The organism is Trichocoleus sp. ST-U1 (assembly GCF_039961835.1).
Taxonomy (GTDB): Bacteria; Cyanobacteriota; Cyanobacteriia; order Cyanobacteriales; family FACHB-T130; genus FACHB-T130.
Map to the genome: position 1 here is coordinate 130,758 of NZ_JAMPJZ010000003.1, position 17,014 is coordinate 147,771.

Annotated in this window: 19 protein-coding genes; 10 read left to right on the forward strand and 9 right to left on the reverse strand. The window is 47.2% G+C overall.

Annotated features, from left to right (window positions below):
• Positions 1-75: 75 nt before the first annotated feature.
• Both NDA06_RS02700 and NDA06_RS02705 read right to left on the reverse strand, forming a co-directional pair.
• Complete coding sequence (locus NDA06_RS02700; RefSeq protein WP_347277001.1) at positions 76-516, reverse strand: response regulator; 441 nt, start codon at positions 514-516, stop codon at positions 76-78.
• Positions 513-4,055: a PAS domain S-box protein gene (locus tag NDA06_RS02705; RefSeq protein ID WP_190984868.1), complete on the reverse strand. Its 3,543-nt coding sequence runs from the start codon at positions 4,053-4,055 to the stop codon at positions 513-515. The genes NDA06_RS02700 and NDA06_RS02705 overlap by 4 nt, the downstream gene beginning before the upstream one ends.
• Positions 4,056-4,185: 130 nt before the next feature.
• On the opposite strand from NDA06_RS02705, the gene NDA06_RS02710 reads away from it, so the two are divergent.
• Positions 4,186-5,130 (forward strand): ABC transporter substrate-binding protein, encoded by a 945-nt coding sequence (locus NDA06_RS02710; protein WP_190984869.1) that lies wholly within the window; start codon positions 4,186-4,188, stop codon positions 5,128-5,130.
• Positions 5,131-5,426: 296 nt separating this feature from the next.
• The gene (locus NDA06_RS02715; protein WP_190984870.1) at positions 5,427-6,539 is read left to right on the forward strand and encodes an acyltransferase; all 1,113 of its coding nucleotides are present in this window, start codon (positions 5,427-5,429) and stop codon (positions 6,537-6,539) included.
• Positions 6,540-6,604: 65 nt separating this feature from the next.
• Here NDA06_RS02715 and NDA06_RS02720 read toward each other — a convergent pair whose 3' ends face one another.
• Entirely contained in the window at positions 6,605-7,309 is a 705-nt protein-coding gene (locus tag NDA06_RS02720) for a class I SAM-dependent methyltransferase (protein WP_190984871.1), read from the reverse strand.
• Positions 7,310-7,387: 78 nt separating this feature from the next.
• Between NDA06_RS02720 and NDA06_RS02725 the strand changes: the two genes are divergently transcribed.
• Together NDA06_RS02725 and NDA06_RS02730 are read left to right on the forward strand one after the other, a co-directional pair.
• The gene (locus NDA06_RS02725; RefSeq protein ID WP_190984872.1) at positions 7,388-8,014 is read left to right on the forward strand and encodes a class I SAM-dependent methyltransferase; all 627 of its coding nucleotides are present in this window, start codon (positions 7,388-7,390) and stop codon (positions 8,012-8,014) included.
• A 100-nt stretch (positions 8,015-8,114) separates the two neighbouring features.
• Positions 8,115-8,792 (forward strand): SDR family oxidoreductase, encoded by a 678-nt coding sequence (locus NDA06_RS02730; protein ID WP_190984873.1) that lies wholly within the window; start codon positions 8,115-8,117, stop codon positions 8,790-8,792.
• On the opposite strand, the gene NDA06_RS02735 is transcribed toward NDA06_RS02730, so the two are convergent.
• Positions 8,779-9,222: a hypothetical protein gene (locus tag NDA06_RS02735; RefSeq protein WP_190414713.1), complete on the reverse strand. Its 444-nt coding sequence runs from the start codon at positions 9,220-9,222 to the stop codon at positions 8,779-8,781. The two genes, NDA06_RS02730 and NDA06_RS02735, sit on opposite strands and share 14 nt — an antisense overlap.
• A 149-nt stretch (positions 9,223-9,371) precedes the next feature.
• On the opposite strand from NDA06_RS02735, the gene petN reads away from it, so the two are divergent.
• Positions 9,372-9,461, forward strand: a complete 90-nt coding sequence (gene petN / locus NDA06_RS02740; protein WP_190430645.1) for a cytochrome b6-f complex subunit PetN — start codon at positions 9,372-9,374, stop codon at positions 9,459-9,461.
• Positions 9,462-9,468: 7 nt separating this feature from the next.
• On the forward strand, positions 9,469-9,636 hold the full coding sequence (locus NDA06_RS02745; protein ID WP_190686262.1) for a hypothetical protein: 168 nt from the start codon (positions 9,469-9,471) through the stop codon (positions 9,634-9,636).
• Between the two features lie 62 nt (positions 9,637-9,698).
• Here the strand turns inward: NDA06_RS02745 and NDA06_RS02750 are convergent, their stop codons facing one another.
• The 3 genes from NDA06_RS02750 to NDA06_RS02760 all read right to left on the reverse strand — a co-directional run bounded on the left by NDA06_RS02750 (position 9,699) and on the right by NDA06_RS02760 (position 12,113).
• Entirely contained in the window at positions 9,699-9,950 is a 252-nt protein-coding gene (locus NDA06_RS02750; protein ID WP_348251678.1) for a hypothetical protein, read from the reverse strand.
• Positions 9,951-10,033: 83 nt separating this feature from the next.
• Positions 10,034-10,576 (reverse strand): GNAT family N-acetyltransferase, encoded by a 543-nt coding sequence (locus NDA06_RS02755; RefSeq protein WP_190984875.1) that lies wholly within the window; start codon positions 10,574-10,576, stop codon positions 10,034-10,036.
• Positions 10,577-10,655: 79 nt separating this feature from the next.
• Entirely contained in the window at positions 10,656-12,113 is a 1,458-nt protein-coding gene (locus tag NDA06_RS02760; RefSeq protein WP_190984912.1) for an ATP-dependent DNA helicase RecQ, read from the reverse strand.
• A gap of 218 nt (positions 12,114-12,331) precedes the next feature.
• On the opposite strand from NDA06_RS02760, the gene NDA06_RS02765 reads away from it, so the two are divergent.
• The gene (locus NDA06_RS02765; RefSeq protein WP_190984876.1) at positions 12,332-12,631 is read left to right on the forward strand and encodes a Ycf66 family protein; all 300 of its coding nucleotides are present in this window, start codon (positions 12,332-12,334) and stop codon (positions 12,629-12,631) included.
• A 21-nt stretch (positions 12,632-12,652) separates the two neighbouring features.
• Positions 12,653-12,964 carry a Ycf66 family protein gene (locus NDA06_RS02770; RefSeq protein ID WP_190984877.1) on the forward strand — a complete coding sequence of 104 codons (312 nt, stop codon included), beginning with the start codon at positions 12,653-12,655 and terminating at the stop codon, positions 12,962-12,964.
• Positions 12,965-13,230: 266 nt separating this feature from the next.
• On the opposite strand, the gene NDA06_RS02775 is transcribed toward NDA06_RS02770, so the two are convergent.
• Together NDA06_RS02775 and NDA06_RS02780 are read right to left on the reverse strand one after the other, a co-directional pair.
• The gene (locus NDA06_RS02775) at positions 13,231-15,039 is read right to left on the reverse strand and encodes a serine hydrolase (RefSeq protein WP_347277002.1); all 1,809 of its coding nucleotides are present in this window, start codon (positions 15,037-15,039) and stop codon (positions 13,231-13,233) included.
• Between the two features lie 199 nt (positions 15,040-15,238).
• Positions 15,239-16,072, reverse strand: coding sequence for an RNA methyltransferase (locus NDA06_RS02780; protein ID WP_190984878.1), 834 nt, complete (start codon positions 16,070-16,072; stop codon positions 15,239-15,241).
• A 113-nt stretch (positions 16,073-16,185) separates the two neighbouring features.
• On the opposite strand from NDA06_RS02780, the gene NDA06_RS02785 reads away from it, so the two are divergent.
• A complete protein-coding gene (locus NDA06_RS02785; RefSeq protein ID WP_190414705.1) occupies positions 16,186-16,347 on the forward strand; it encodes a DUF2256 domain-containing protein in 162 nt (53 codons plus the stop codon).
• Positions 16,348-16,454: 107 nt separating this feature from the next.
• Positions 16,455-17,014 (forward strand): isoaspartyl peptidase/L-asparaginase (locus NDA06_RS02790; protein ID WP_348251679.1); only part of this gene is annotated, 560 nt, incomplete at its 3' end.

A 17,014-nucleotide genomic window follows, 5' to 3' on the forward strand; every position in this document is an offset into this window, starting at 1 on the left:
ACCAAAACTATCATTGTAAGCCCAATCTAGGAGAAATTTAAAGTGAGCCGAAAAATATTTTTTGGTTCGCTTTTTCTATTCTGGGGGGAGTTTGACGATAGTGAGCCAGAAGTCCTCGATTGACTGCACCACCCGCAGGAACCGATCTAGGTCAATCGGCTTACTGATGAAACAGTTGGCATGTAAATCGTAGCTGCTGAGAATATCTGGTTCGGCTTGGGAGGAGGTCAGAACGATGACGGGAATCCTTTTAAGCTGGTCATCCTGCTTGATTTCTGCCAACACTTCAATACCGTTGCGCTTCGGTAAATTGAGGTCAAGGAGGATAATATCGGGACGAACGGCATTGGCATACTTTTCTTCTCTTTTGAGGAAGGCGATCGCTTCAACACCATCCCGGACAACATTCAGGTGATTCCCAACCTGACTGTCTCTAAATGCTTCTTGGGTGAGCCGAATATCACCCTCATTGTCTTCAACTAGCAGGATTTCTACGGATCTATTACCCAGATTCACCTTGGGTTCTCTCCTGTTCTGGGAATTGTAAAGTAGAATACACTTCCCTGTCCCCATTCAGAATCCACCCAGATCCGCCCACCGTGTCGATCGACGATTTTTTTGCAGATAGCTAAACCAATTCCGTTACCAGGATAGGTTTCGCGTGCGTGCAAACGTTGAAAAATGACAAAAATTCGTGCTTGATGAGCTGGGGCAATCCCAATACCGTTATCGCGGACTGAGAAGACCCATTCATTTTCGCTTGTTTGAGCGGAAACGTGAACCTGGGGGGGGGCATCTTTACGAAACTTGATTCCATTCCCAATTAAGTTCTGTAACAGCTGCCCGATTTGAGTCGCATCCCCCCTCACCGAGGGTAGGGGATCGCGGGTAATGGTGGCATTATTTTCGGCGATCGCAATTTGCAGATTCGCGATCGCTTCCTCAAAAGAGCGATCGCAATCCACCATCTCAAATTCCCGACTTCGCGTTCCCAGGCGCGAATACTCCAACAAATCTTGAATCAGCCGTTGCATGCGGTTCGCGCCATCGACGGCAAAATCAATAAAATCGTCGGCGTCCTCATCCAGTCTCCCTTTGTAGCGCCGAGACAGAAGCTGGGTGTAGCTGGCAACCATTCGCAGCGGTTCCTGCAAGTCATGGGAAGCTACATAAGCGAATTGTTCCAGTTCCGCATTAGAACGAGCGAGTTCCTGTGCTTGTTTGAAGAGAGCCTCCTCCATCCGCTTACGCTCAGTGATGTCAATGACAAAGCACACACCTTTATCTTGATGTCCTTCCAGGGTCGCACCGCCGATCAAAATAGGGATACGGCTGCCATCTTTACGAAGATATTCCTTCTCGAAGGGGCTACAAATCCCAGTCACGGCTAGCTCCTGGATGCCCTTTTCATCGAGATAGTTATATTCCACAGGAGTCATCTTTTTCCAATCCACTTTTCCTAAAAGCAGATCCTCCCGCGTGTACCCGACCATCTCTAAGAAGGCGTTGTTGGCTTCTGTAACGTTACCTGACACATCCCAGAAGAGAATCCCAATCATGTTGGATTCAACGACGCGCCTAAACCGAGCTTCGCTTTCTTGTAATGCCTCCTCGGCTCGTTTGCGTTTGGTGATGTCGGTGGAGATGCCGCAAACTCCATAAGGAACTCCAGCCGCGTCGCACAGGGGAAACTTAGTCGAAATGTACGTGTGTAGTCCGTCATCTTGAGGCACAACTTCTTCCCACTCCACAGCAGTTCTGGCTTCGAGTACCTTTCGATCGTTCGCCCGAAATACATCCGCCATTTCTTTGGCGAAGAGATCGTAATCAGTCTTGCTTTTAACCTTTTCTCCATCAATATGAAAAAGAATTTCAAACTGGTGATTAATAAAAATAAACTTGCCCTCAGTGTCCTTGAGGTAGATAACTGCCGGAATGTTATCTAGAATCGCCTGCAACCGCGCCTCGCTTTCTCGCAGCGCCTCCGCCGTATGTTTCTGGTCGTCGATGTCTGTGCAGGTGCCGAACCACTTAACGATTCGTCCGGTAGGATCTTTCATCGGCACTGCGCGAGTTAGGTGCCAGCGATATTGTCCGTCCGCAGCCCGTTTGAAGCGATTTTCGATTTCGTAACTCTCGCCCGCCTCCGCAGATTGATGGCACCGCTGTATCGACATCAGCCGATCGTCCGGATGTAGGACAGAGAACCATCCGTCACCCTGGCTTTGTGAGAGGGTTAATCCGCTGTAATCAACCCAGCGCTGATTGACGTAATCGAAATCACTATCTGAGTCTACAGTCCAGACTATCTGCGGGATGGATTCAGCGAGAAAGCGATAGCGCTGTTCGCTTGCTTCGGCTAATTCACGAGCTTCCTGTTCGCGGAGCAAGAGTTGGGCGCGTTCTTCTTCTGCCCGCTGACGCTCGCTGATTTCACTTTGCAATGCTTGGTTGATCAGCCTTAGCTCTGCTGTCCGCTCGTTCACTCGCTCCTCAAGATCGGCGTTCAGGGTGCGAATGTGTTCCTCTATCTGCTTGCGTTCGGTGATGTCGGTGGAAATTCCACAAACGGCATAAACAACGCCACTAGCGTCATAAAGGGGAAACTTGATTGAAATGTAGGTGTGTAACTCATCGTCGTGAGGGGCAACTTCTTCAATTTCTATCGGAATTTGGGCTGCGAGTACCTTTTGGTTATTCTTGACAAAGGCATCGGCGATCGCATTCGACCAGATATCGTACAAGCTTTTACCAATCGTCTGCTCTTTATTCAGGTCAAACAAATCTTCACACCTGCGGTTGATCAGCAGAATTCTGTGTTGAGTATCCGTTAGATAAATCAGCGCTGTGGAATTATCTACGATCGCCTGTAGCCGTTCCTCGCTTTCTCGCAGTGCCTCCTCTACTCGTTTGCGCTCAGTGATATCGTGCATGGCAACAACCGCACCCAGCTTTGTTCCCTGCGAATCAAAGAATGCCTGTCCGCTCGCTAGTAAGGTGCGAAATTTGCCTGAATTTGGGGCGATGACCATTTCTACATCGCGGACATGCTCCCCTTGTAACGCTCGAAACAGCGGGATATCTTCCCGCTTCATAGGCGTTTTGCCGTCGGACAGATATAAATCGTAGTATTCTGCCCACTGCTCAGCCGGAAGCGGTTGTTCTGGCAAGCCATGAAAGGCTCGTGAAGCCTGATTAAACAGAGTCAGGACACCGTTGGCATCACAAGCAACGATTCCGGCTTCTACGTTATCTAGCAATACTTTTAAGAATTCTCGTTCTTTTTGGAGAGCTGCCTCGGCGCGTTTGAGATCGCTGATGTCGCGGCTCACAACCAAGGCAGTTTCGATTTCACCTTGCTGGTTAAACTCCGGAACCACACGCGATTGAAAGTTGCGGAATCCGTTTACCGTGGCAGTCTGGAATTCAATCGTTTGTTCTTGACCTGTTTCAAAAACCATCCGCAGGGTATCTTCCCAAAGCTGGCACAACTCTTTGGGTGAGCCAGCTTCTTCAGGAGTCTTACCGATGAATGCCAGCGCGGGCATTGCCGTGCTCCGCTCGACAAATGAATTGACGTAAACATAACGCATTTGTTTGTCAAGACGCATCATCGCATCGGGCGCATTTTCAAGCACGGCTTTGAATTCCTGCTGGCGGTGAGAGAGTGTCTCCTCTGCTTGCTTGCGTTCGGCGATTTCGCTTGCCAATTGTTCGTTGGCTTGGCTCAATTGTGCCGTACTCTGCTCGACTCGCTCCTCCAGTTCTGCATTGAGTTGGCGCAGTTCTTCTTCTGCTTGTTGCCGTTGGGAGTCTATAGTTTTTAATGTTTTCGCATTCCACCAAACCAGGATGCCAAAAACCACCGCGTTCATCACTCCAAGGATTGCCAGCCCGATGTCGCTGTGGGAGTGCTGTGGAAATACATTCTTGAGGAAAGGAAGCTCGAACAGGCAATCGAGCATCACCAAACAGCCAAGTGGAAACGCGATCGCGATCGCAGCTTGAAACGCGATTTGTCGGAAAGAAAGTAGACGAGAATGAGATGGAGGCATATTCGTGGTTTAGCCCTAACCAATGGAGCTGTTTTCTTTGACGGGTACGGCGTCAGCGCCATCCTAGAAATGTTTCCTAGAAAGAATTGATGATGATTTCTAAATCGAGGCTGCTAAAGGAGTTGGATAAGTGACTCACTCAAACCTAAAAATTGTCTCTCTGATTCCCAGCGCTACCGAAATTTTAGCGATCCTGGGGCTAACGAATGCGATTGTCGGGCGATCGCATGAATGCGACTATCCGCCAGAAATCCAAAATTTGCCCGTCTGCACCCAGCCCAAATTTAACCCCGAAGGCACCAGTCCGGAAATTCACGATCGCGTTACAGATTTGTTGCAATCTGCTCTGAGTGTTTACCAAGTCAAAACCGACGTTCTCGAACAGCTGCAACCCACCCACATTTTGACTCAAGCTCAGTGTGAAGTCTGCGCCGTTAGCCTCGGTGAAGTCGAGCAAGCAGTTGCTACGCTTACGCACTCTCAGCCACAGATTATTTCCTTACAGCCTAATTTTTTAAGCGATGTCTGGGCAGATATTCAACGAGTCGCTGATGCCTTGGGTGTCGCAGCGCCACCTGTGCTAGCTGGTTTACAGTCTCGCATCGACGCTTGCGTGCAAAAGACGCAAGCACTTCCTGACAGCGCCCGTCCTACAGTTGCCTGTATCGAGTGGATCGATCCTCTAATGGCAGCAGGAAATTGGATTCCCGAATTAGTCAAAATGGCTGGAGGTCAATCTCTGTTCAGTGTTGAGGGCGAACATTCTCCTTGGTTGAAGTGGGAAGCGATCGCAACCTCTAACCCGACTGCCATTATCTTCATGCCCTGTGGCTTCGATTTAAACCGCACTCGTGCTGAGGCAATGCCGCTACTCCAACATCCCGAATGGCAAAGCTTACAAGCGGTACAAACCGGCAGGGTTTACATCACCGATGGCAACGCCTACTTCAACCGTCCCGGCCCCCGTTTGGTAGATTCCCTGGAAATCTTAGCCGAAATTCTGCATCCCGAAAGCTTCCATTTTGGATACGAGGGTACTGGCTGGGAGTGTTTATTAAATCATTCTCCGGTATAGACTACATACTTTCTTCACAAAAAAATCTATCTTAGGGCTGACCTCGCTCTACTGTCCAGATGAAGATAGTAGTTTAGAAGTGCTGCTACCTGAAGGTGTGTCTGCCCGAATCTAGCTGAGGGTTGATTTTTTTCGTCTGACTCGCTGCGGAACTTGCAAAGAAGTTGCACGTAGCATGACAACGGAATATCGGATTTCTGTAGTCTTTACGGAAGCCATATCCTTGACTTTATAAAACAGGCATTGCTGGTTCCATGAATTATGCAGCACGGCAATTAAGGGGAACTACCAAGATTATGAAGCCTGTCGAAGAATTACAAATTTTACCAAGCAAGCCGGAACCGTTATCATGCACTAGACTTGACTGGATTGATTATGCCAAAGGCATTGGCATCATTTTAGTTGTCTATGTCCATGTTTTGACCAATTTAAAAAATGCTGGAATGGGAATGCATGATTTATTTCATGATTATTCTTTTAATTTTATTTCTAGCTTTCATATGCCACTTTTCTTTTTTCTTTCCGGTTTATTTGTAGAAAAAAGCTTATTGAAGGGTAACAAGAAATTCTGGGGGGATAAATTCAATACAATTGTGTATCCCTACTTACTTTGGTCTGTTATCCAAGGTAGTATTTTGGTTTTGATGTCAACCTACACGAATAATCCCATTAAATTGCAGTTTAAAGATTTACCATTTTACATGGCTTTTAACCCCATTCCTTTAATTACTCTTTGGTTCTTATATGTTTTATTTGCGTCTTATTTAGTCTTTGCGATCGCTCAAAAATTTATCAATTTATATGTATTGTTTTCTCTTTCTATTTTAATTTACTTGCTAAATCCCTATGCGCCTAGCGAAATTCTGACTAAATTCATGAGTATGTTTGTGTTTTTCGTCATTGGGGCAATTGTGGCACGCTGGTTGCACAACGACTTGAGAAACATTCCGAGTACCTTGTATAAATTGAACAAGCAACAAATCAGCGCGATCGCGCTGATATTTGTCATCTTTCAAATGACACTTTTACAATTTGGTTTAAGCGAACAACCAGGAACTAGATTTTTTATGGCATCTGGAGGAATCATCTTTACTTTAGGAATATCCTTTTACTTGGCAGAAAGAAAAAAATTAGATATTATTCGCTACCTGGGTTTTTTATCGATGCCCATTTATTTAGCTCATATGTTAGCAATGGGAGCGACTCGAATATTCCTCCAAAAAGGTCTTCACATCAATCATGTGGTTTTACATATCATTCTGGTAACTATTTTTAGTCTAATATTACCAATCCTGTTGTATGAGCTAACAAAAAAGATAAAATTTCCTTACCTATTTTCCTTAAGTAAACGTTCAGCCCTATCCTCAGCAATTTTGGCAAAGAAAGGCACTCAAGCATTACAGCAGTAGGATTGGGATTACTACCGTTGACAGAGTTAGATAAGTATTTCCAACCATAAATTGGGGTTAAAAGCTTATCCTACAAAGCCGCCAAATACGGCTAAACCGTAATATTTCCAAGGAATAGCCACTGTAGTAAACCCAGAATTTGTCAGCATTTTTAAGTGGGAGGTTAGAGTCGCTAATTGATCTTGACTAGAGTAACCTTGAGGATTGCTCTTACCAATTTTGTCGCGAATTTCTGCCAGCGTTGTTCCTTGCTGCAATGTCCATTCTTCCCGCGCCGTTTGGTAAATTTCCTGCATCACTGGTGATTCCGGCAGGATGGGATCTGCGTTCCAAAAGACGCCGCCTGGATTGAGGCTTTCACCAATCCGCTGAAATAATTTCAACTTCATTTCATCGCTGAGATGGTGAATTGCCAAGGATGAGACACAGGCATCAAAGCTTTCTCCCAGTTCCAGCGCATGATTCGCCCAATCTCCGAAGTCGGCTTCAATTCCCGTCCACCTTTCTGCATAGCCTGCTGCGTGGATTTTCTTTTGTGCAAACTGAATCATCCGAGGAGAGTAATCTACAGCAACCAGTTGGGCATCAGGACAACGCTTGAGGATCTTTAAACTGAGTTCGCCGGTGCCGCAGCCGAGTTCTAGGACAGCTTTGGTTGTAGAGGGTAGACAAAGGGCAATCGCATCTAGCATTTCGTCATAGCGTGGCAACAGATGGCGAATCCCAGTGTCAAAATCAGCGGTGTTGGCGAATACTTCTCCAGGAAACATAATTTAAACCACAGAGGTAGAGAGAATACGAGGAAATAGAGAATAGTAAGATTCTATTAGGTTTGAGCAAGGCGAAGGATGCAGGAACACGAGCAACTGACAATTGCGGAGTACCAAGCGACAGCAGAATCGTTTCGGGAGGGCACTTGGGATCACGATGTTTCCCAAAATCGTGATGCCTTGGTAGCGGCGATGCCTAAAAATCCGGGTAAAATCCTCGATCTAGGCTGTGGTCCCGGACGAGATTTGCTGGCATTCAAACGCCAAGGGCATACTGTGATTGGCTTGGATGCAACGCCTGCGTTTGTGGAAATGGCACGACAGGCTGCGGATTGTGAGGTTTGGCAGCAGTCGTTTTTCAATCTCGATCTGCCGCCAGAAACCTTTGATGGGATTTTTGCGAATGCATCGCTACTTCACGTTCCTCATTCCCAAATGGTGAAAGTGCTGAAGGATTTGCATCAAGCGCTGGTTCCTGGCGGTGCAATTATTATTTCTATTTGTCGTGGAGATAGCGAAGGCTATAGCGTTCGTCCAACCGGCTATCGCTTTGTTTCTGGGTGGGAATATGAAACTTTGGCACCCTGTCTAGAACAAGCTGATTTTGAGATTCTCCACCACTACTATCGTCCCCCAGGATTGCCCTGTGAAGCTCAATCTTGGCTGGTGATGAGCGCGAGGAAAAGATTAAAAAATAAACATTAAAACTACAAAATTGCAGAAAATGTTTAGGAATTTCACATTTCTTATTTGTCACAATTACGGCAAAATATGAAATACAAGTTATGACGGTAAGAATTTTAAGATGACAAGTGAATCCTATATTTTTCTGGCGGGTGCAAGTCGGGGCGTGGGTCGAGAAATTGCCAACTACTTAATACAGGAAAACCAGAAGGTGAAGGCACTACTGCGCTCGCCAGCATCTGCTGCCGAATTGGAAGCGATGGGAATTAAAGGGGTGATGGGAGATGCTTTAAACGTTGCCGAAGTTGAGCAGGCAATCTTAGGAGATGAATCGATTCATGCTGCGATTAGCACCATCGGCGGTTTACCCAAAGACGGCGAAAGAGCTGATTTTTTGGGGAACAAAAATCTTATTGACGCTGCTGTGAAAGCAGGGGTAAAAAAGTTTATTCTCATTTCTTCGATTGGAAGTGGAGATAGTGTCGGGGCTATCCCTCCACAAGCTTTAGAAACGCTGAAGCCAGTGTTAATTGAAAAGGAGAAAGCCGAGAAGTATCTGATTGACAGCGGACTGACTTACACTATTATCCGCCCCGGCGGATTGAAGTCTGAACCAGCAACTGGCAATGGCGTTTTGACGGAAGATCCGCGAGTTGCGGGGACGATTCATCGCGCGGATGTCGCGCAGTTGACTTGCCAGTGTCTTAATTCTGATGCTGCGAACCAGAAAATCCTCTCAGCGGTTGACCGAAATATGATGTATGGGCAACCAGAGTTTGCGGAATTTAGCTTGACTTAAACGGTTTTACCCAGCCTAGCTGAATTGTCCAGTCGAGGAGGAGACGAGCGATCGCAAATAGCAAAATACTCTCTCCTCCTAGAATCCCAAACGACCAGAAGGCATCGGGGAAATTTAACCCAGCCTCCACTTGCCCTAATCCCCGCACCAACCCAAAGGCAAACACTGCGCCAGTCCTGAGGTGTGGATTGGGGTCTTCTCGAATAATATAGCGGTAGGTGACGCCAAACAGAAAACCGCTCAAAAGAGCGATCGCCATACTCACTAGAAAGTGAACGCCATTCGTGACTTTCAGATTGGCGAGTGTCTCAAACTGCTCCGACAGCACGAGAATATTGCTCAGGGTAGCAATGCCATAACCCAGGAAAAAAGACAAAGCAGCAACAGTTCCTGCCTTGATAGATTCTATTCGCTCAAGCCGATCAACCATCTCGTGCAATATCCTGTGAAAATCGCTCCTAGTTCAGTTAAAGGTTTTTTTGGCAACCTCGTCATTCGCCGAGGTCTGCCATAGATGCCTCAAATTGAATTATGATAGGCGCTGGAGTGATTATTGGGCACTTATCTTTACATACAACTATGGATATTTTGAGTCTCGGTTGGGTTTCAGTTTTGGTTTTGTTTACTTGGTCGATTTCAATGGTCATTTGGGGTCGTAACGGCTTCTAAAAGCATTGTGGAAACTTCTGTTCTGACTGTTCTGGCTTTTTCTACCTTCGCCCTGTTAACGGTGGTTTCTGGGGGCATTATCTATCTGACGCTGATAGAATGGCGCGATCGCCGTCGCCAAGATCGGGAGAGGCGAGACAATAAGCCCTCTCGTCGTCGCTCAACTAAAGTCTAGGGTCTATAAAAGGCAAAAGTAAATTTTTACTTTTGCCTTTTGCCTTTTGAGCGAAAAAGTCTTCAGGAGTGAGGGCTGAGGAGTGAGGGCTGAGGAGTGAGGACTGAGGAGTGAGGACTGAGGAGTGAGGACTGAGGACTGAGGAGTGAGGAGTGAGGACTGAGGACTGAGGACTGAGGAGTGAGGACTGAGGACTGAGGAGTGAGGAGTGAGGACTGAGGACTGAGGAGTGAGGAGTGAGGAGTGAGGAGTGAGGACTGAGGAGTGAGGACTGAGGACTCAGTAAAAAAGAAGTTGGCATCCTCAGCAGACACGGTTTCCAGCCCTTGGCTCTAGCCATGAAGAAGAAAGAAAAGACTTTTGCGTCAAAAAGTTTAACTTAGTCCGTGTTCCGGTGTTATTCAACCATCGCCTCCCATTCCTGCTTCAAGATGCCGTATACGAGCGTGTCATGCCACCGTCCCCGGATGCTGACATTCTCTCGCAACCGACCTTCTTGGGTCATCCCAAGCTTCTGCACCAATGACACCGCCCCTCTATTTTCAGCAATACAGTGTGCATAAATGCGATGCAGTCCAAGCTCTGTAAAGCCAAATTGCAGTAGCGGACGACTCATTTCAACAGGATAATTTCGCCCCCAGTGTTCGGGAGCCAATTCACACCCAATTTCTGCTTCTGAGGCATCGCGATCGCTTTTGCGAATACCGCAATTACCAATCAGTCCGTCCTGTCTCCGGACGACTGCCCATTGATACCTCCATCGGGGCGTTTCCTGCTGCCACTGGAGGAAGCGATTAACGAAGGCGCGAGCGTCTGCCTCAGTGCGCCCGACCTCTGGATAAAAGCGTTGATATGCTGGCGTGGATTGATAAGCTAAAACGGCAGACCAGTCGGCTTCCGTAAATTCCCGCAGCAGCAAGCGATGAGTTTGAATAAACATGGCTCCATTCCGAAGTGAAAACCTACTTCATCTTCAACGTTGCTCGCAGCGGGTTAACGACTGATATGGACTCCGAAGATTAACGTCGAGCGCAATTATCGCAGTGTCCGCACCGCCAGCCAGATGCCTCTTGGGTGAAGCCAAAAGCCTGTAACAAAAACTGCCAACGGCACTGTCGTGTGTTCAGGTATTGAGCCATCTGGGACTGAACTTGCTGCTGCTGGCTACTGAGTTCCCCAAAAGAGCGAGATTTTCCAACCGAACGCCGAACATAATTGAAGGGATCTTGCCACTCCAATTGTCCAGCACTGTGGAGGAGAGCAAGCGCTATAGCACCGTCTCGAAACTGTTTGGTTACGGCGGTTACTTCCCCTTTTGGTGGGAGTTTGGATGCGAGTTGCTGAGCTTCTTGATATTGCGATCGCATCTTTCCCGCAAAAAATTCCCGTCTTTGCTTATCCTCCGGGTTCAGCCACCCCGTCCGTTCGCTCACCAAGGTTAAAGCTTCAGATAATTTACCATCTCGTCCAGCTCTCCCTACTTCCTGCACGTACTCGGAAAGTAGTAAAGGCGAGTGAAAATGAACTACCCATCTAACATTGCTTTTGTTAATCCCCATCCCGAAGGCGCAGGTACACACTACAAAAGGCATTTTATCGCTCAGCCAGCTTGCTTCAATTGAGCGCCGTTCCTCTGGACTCAACCCCGCGTGATAAGCTGCGGTTGCATAACCGCGATCGCTAAGTAACTGAGTTAATTCTTCGCTATCTCGCCTGGTGCGGACGTAGACTAACCCTGCTTGTTTGGGTCTTTCCTGAATAAACTTCAATAACCCTTGGCGGCGTCCTCTAGGTGTCCAAATGGTTTGCACTTTCAGGTGTAGATTTTGCCGATAGGGGCTATTTTTGAAAACCGCTGGCTGTTGGAGTTGTAAGACTTGTTGGATGGTTTGCTGCGCTGCGGGATCGGCAGTGGCAGTGAAAGCAGCGATCGCAATTTTTGTCCCAGATGGCTTTAATTTTAGCAGCGCCGGTCGCACCGCTCCCAGCCGTCGATAAGTTGGTCGAAATGTCTCTCCCCACTGCACTAAGCAATGCGCTTCATCGAGAATTAAGCCGTTAATTTTTAGTTTTGGTTGACACAACTTTTCCCAAACTTGGGAACTCAGCAGCGTTTCTGGGGATAAGTACAATAATCTCAAATGTTCGAGAGTTTGCAGCGTTTGCCGTCGCTGGTGAGTCGGCACTTCGCTATGCAACAAGGCAGCGGGTAACTTGCGATCGCGCAATTCCTGCACTTGATTTTCCATTAGCGCTACCAAGGGCGAAATCACTAACGTTAGTCCCGTTTGCAGTAGCGCCGGGAGTTGAAAACAAATCGACTTTCCCCCGCCCGTTGGCATCACAATTAGGGCATCTTGCTTTTGCAACAAGCTGCGAATAATTTCTCCTTGTGGAGGTCGAAAATCATCATATCCCCAGATTTGTTTGAAGGCGATGCGGACTTCTTCCCAGGATTTTGTTTCGGAATTATTCATCATTCGTATGTAGATGCGATCGCTTCTATAGCAATCCTAAATGATTCGTGAATAAGAGATCCCCGACTTCTTTCTCGAAGTCGGGAATCTTAAGGGCTAGCATCTCACACCTCAAATCGGATTACTTCTAGTGGCTATTTTTAGCAATAAGATATATTAAGCTTCAGCCAAATCTGACGTAGTTTATTTTAGTTTTTCCTTAAAAAGGAGTGCGCTTAATGGTTAACTACGGTTTAAATTTAGCCTCATTACTCGGTTTAATGTATTGGATTATCGGTTTAATTTACCCGATAATGGCTATAATTCTAATGATTAAACGTTCAAGACAGACGAGTGCTTTGTTCCTAATTCTTTATGTTATTCAAATCGTTTTTTTACCAATAATAATGTTTTCGTGTGGCTTTATTTTATTTTCTCAAGGTTGGCGTTTAGATCCAATCCTTCAGTTTGAGCAATTTCTTTTAACAGGGATGATTATTTGCATAATTGCCAAAGATATTTATAGTGATTTTATTTAAAATCGGAAAGGAGTTAATGAAATGATAAATTTTGGTTTAAATTCATCATCGATTTTAGGACTACTATATATTATTCTGGCTATAACCTACCTAATTTTAATTAAAGGGGCAGAATCCAGACGAACAAATAACTTGAGTGCATCAGTTTTAAAATTAGATAAATTTGTATCTGTAATTATAAGAAGTTTGCTGCTAATTTCCGGGATAATTTTATTTTTGCAAGGTTGGCGTTTAGATCCAGTTTTACAATTTGGGCAATTTCTTTTATTTTCATTAATCCTTTATATGATAGGGAAAGATATTGTGATTGAGCGGTTAGAGCGACACAGATAAATTAAGAAGAGTGTCCGGTGAAAAAGCGGTAATTCTTCAGAGCGATCGCTCTTTTATCTATCCCTACGAAACCTAGTTAAACATGACTACATTTTTCATGTAAAAAAGGCAATTAAGACTTTGAGGGAAGCACAACAAACTGTGCTTCCCTCAAAGTCGGTGGTCAGTTGCAATTAATCGCTAACTATTGACAATTTCCGATTATCAATTACCCATTACCAGCCCCAACAAATTCAGTTTATTTTCACCACTGTGCTTAACTTCAGCTAATTAATAAAACTGGTAGGATTTCCCGCCGTAATCGGCTTGGGAATTGGGCTAGAGATGCCTGAAGGCGCTTCCGTCGAACTGGGTGGTGTCGCCGGTTGGTTGAAGTGTTGATAAGCGGTACGAGATATCTGGCGAATCAACTCTGATGCCTTAGCGTCATTGTGGGGGCGTTGCACCATCACAGCGGCAATGTAGCGCTTGCCAGTGGGCATATCAATCAAGCCAACGTCCGCGATTAGAGAGCCAATATCGCCGGTTTTGTGGGCGATGTTAGCGCCTTTCCCCAGTCCCCGTGGCAGCAACGAATCTGTCACCGTTTGTTGCATGATATGCAAGATGCGATCGCGCGATGGCACCGAGACCACATTGCCTTGATTGACCATTGCCATCACTGTCGCCAACTCCTTAGGACTCGTAGTGTTCGTTCCTTCCAAGTCCGGTAGGGCGTTGTGGATAACAGTTGACGTCAATCCCCAAGATTGGAACCGCTGATTCAGCGCCTCAGCACCGCCCAAACGCTGAATCAGCATATTGGTAGCGGTGTTGTCACTAATCGCAATCATCTTAGTTGCCACCTCTAGGGCGGTGTACTTTGTCCCTGGCTTTTTGTACTGCAAATCGCCGGAACCAGAACCCATCAGATTTTTCTCTAACGTTAACGGTTCATCCAGACGAATTTTTCCAGCATCCACATCTTGGAAAAAGGCGACGAGAATTGGCACTTTAATGGTGCTAGCAGCTGGGAAGATTTCGCTACCCGAAAAGTCGAGATAGGCACCCGTCTCCAACTCTACTAAAAAGACGCCTGGATTTAATTTGGAATTTTGTGTCACCAGCGCCTGTACGTGTGCTTTCAGCGCTGGGATTTCTTGATTCAGCGTCAGAACGGAAGTACCCGCCGCCGTACCCATCGCCGCGTCAGCTTGAGCTGGTGATTTTTGTCCCGGCGCTTGACCAATCGCCCCGACTGCTGACTGCTGATGGAGAGACTCCTTGTTAGCAGCGCCTGCTAGCTGGCGGGTTGCCGGGTCCCAAGCAGATAAAACAGTTCCCGCGATCGCACCAATTCCCACTCCCAAGATGAGCAGACGGGCACCGTACAGCCAGGGAGAAACCGGGCGTCCGGGCGATCGCGTCCGGCGCTGAGGTAAAGTTCCCCCGCTCTTATGCGTGCCTGTGGGCTGGGCTGGCTGGGCAGGAGGGCGTTTCTGGAAGCGCCTCACATTCCCCTGTGACGGGACGGGGTAAGGGCGCACTGCCTCGCGCAGACTTTGATTGGGGATTGAACCGCCTTGACGCGAGCGATCGCGGCGGCTTGTTTGGGGTGCAGGTGCTTCTATCCCTTGCCTTCCCTGATTCACATCGGAAGCGAATCGCGAGAGTGATTTCCTCATTGGCGTGGTGGATCTTAAGGAACGATTGGGAGCAGAATTTGACTGCACCTGTCGCAGTGACAGACTGGCGCGGGAGGAGTTTCGAGTACGTAGGGACGGGGAAGATTTTTTTTGTTCTGTGTCTAGGGGCGCATTTTTCAAACCGAAACCCATCCTTGCTGAACTTTGATTCTTTCCTCGCGGCGTCGCAGCCACTTCACGGCTCACGCTCAAGGGTGTCGTTTTGAGTGCGTCGCGTCGATTCCGCGACGCGGGTTGTCTTTTTTGTTGCTCCCGCCGACGTTCGCGGATGTCAGAACGATTGTGTTGGTTCGGTGAGGATGAACTATTTGGGCTTTGCCCATTATCTTTAAACGTACTTCCTCCTGATACCGCTGACACAACTGACTGAGTTTCAGACTGCTGAGTCACTCCTAACTCCTCCACCACTATGGTTATTGTTAATTGTTAGCTGTTAAAAAGAGTGACTAACCACTGTACCGGCTAAGCCTTGGCTTTACTTTTCCAGGGTCTATCACTTGCATCAGGGAACGAATGCTTTTGCGTATCGCAACACCGCTAACGGACAAAAGAGCGTTAACGTTAACGTTCCTAGCAACTTTTGCTTATTTTATGGTGCGTCTTGCTGTTCTGGTTCATTAGCAACAGAATGTGGCAAAAATTGTAGCGCCCAGTCCATCTGGCTGAAAATGCCTCGGAGCATTGCCACTTCTGCTTTGCTGGGATTGGCTCGATTGAACAGACGCCGGAATTTTTCCATACGGCTGCTGGCGGTGTGGGGATAGAGATAACCCATTTTTAATAACACGGCTTCCATCTGTTGATAATACCCCTCCAAAACTTCTAATGAGGCAGGGTCAATGGTCAGTTGTGGGTTTTCAGTTGGGAGAGGCACGGTACTGCCATGCCCGTACTGTTGATTGTCAGTAGTTTGCGACTGACTGCTGAGTGCTGACCAATTTTGGTAAAGCTCGTAACAACAAATCCCAACTGCTTGAGCCAGATTTAATGAAGGATACTCCGGATTCGTGGTAATGCGTACAAATCGCTGAGCATAGTTTAATTCCAGATTACTTAACCCGCGATCTTCTGGGCCAAAGAGCAAGGCTGATGGCAGCGGTTCTTCCAGCAACCAAGGTAAAGCGATTCTGGGATTTTCTAGCGGCGTGTCTAACGTTCGGGAGCGGGTAGTGGTGGCGATCGCTTTCACGCACCCTTGTAATGCCTCTGGGATCGTCGCGACTACCTGAGCCGATTCCAGGATGTCTATGGCATGAACTGCCATATCCGTTGCTTCTTTCGAGAGGCGATCGCATTGGGGATTCACCAGTACCAACTGCCGCAACCCCATATTTTTCATCGCGCGAGCCACAGAACCTACGTTCAGCGGGCCTGCTGGCTCTACCAATACAATCCGCACCTTAGCTAATCTAGTCTCATCCATAAGTAAAAAGAATAAAATAGTCTAAAAGCGCATCTCTCTATGGGCGGACATAATTACCTGACTTCCGATCTATTTCGTAAAATTGAATATTGGTAATGTACCGTCAAATTAACATGAAGCGCGTTCGATCCAAGTCCGACTTACCCAGCAAAATTTGCCCGGTATGTCAGCGTCCCTTTACCTGGCGCAAAAAATGGGCTGATTGTTGGGATGATGTGAAATACTGTTCGGAGCGCTGTCGCCGCCGCCGCAACCAAGCCAATGAGTCCGCGTAAAAGCCCAATTTTTAGATTTTCGATACTGGATTGAAAACATCACAAATCTAAAATCTGAAATCAAGGCTGAGTCTTGGTATTTATTAAAAATTACAAAGGATTGAAATATGTCACTCAATCAGGTGCAACCCAAGGTGATTATTCACGGTGGTGCCGGTAGCGCCCTCAAAAGTCAAGAGGGGGCTGACGCAGTCCGCAAATCACTCTACAAAGTCGTGGAAGAAGTTTATACCCTGCTTTTGGCAGGAGCAACTGCCCAAGCAGCAGTGGTACATGGTTGCCACTTGATGGAGGACGATCCCCGCTTTAATGCGGGAACAGGTTCGGTACTGCAATCAGATGGTCAAATTCGCATGAGTGCCTCCCTGATGGATGGGGCATTTCAGCGCTTGAGTGGCGTGATTAATGTATCCCGCATTCAACATCCCATCGATCTGGCCCAAGCTTTACAAGCTTCACCCGATCGCGTGCTATCAGATTACGGGTCGGCAGAACTCGTGCGGGAATTGCAGGTTCCGATTTACAATCCGATGATCGAGATTCGCTTGCAAGAGTGGCTGCAAGAGCGGAGCGAGAATTTTATTAAAGAAGCCGCTGGGGTGGTAGCGGAAAAAGAGCTGGTGGATGACCCAGAGGCTGGACGCGGCACGATTGGAGTTGTGGTTTT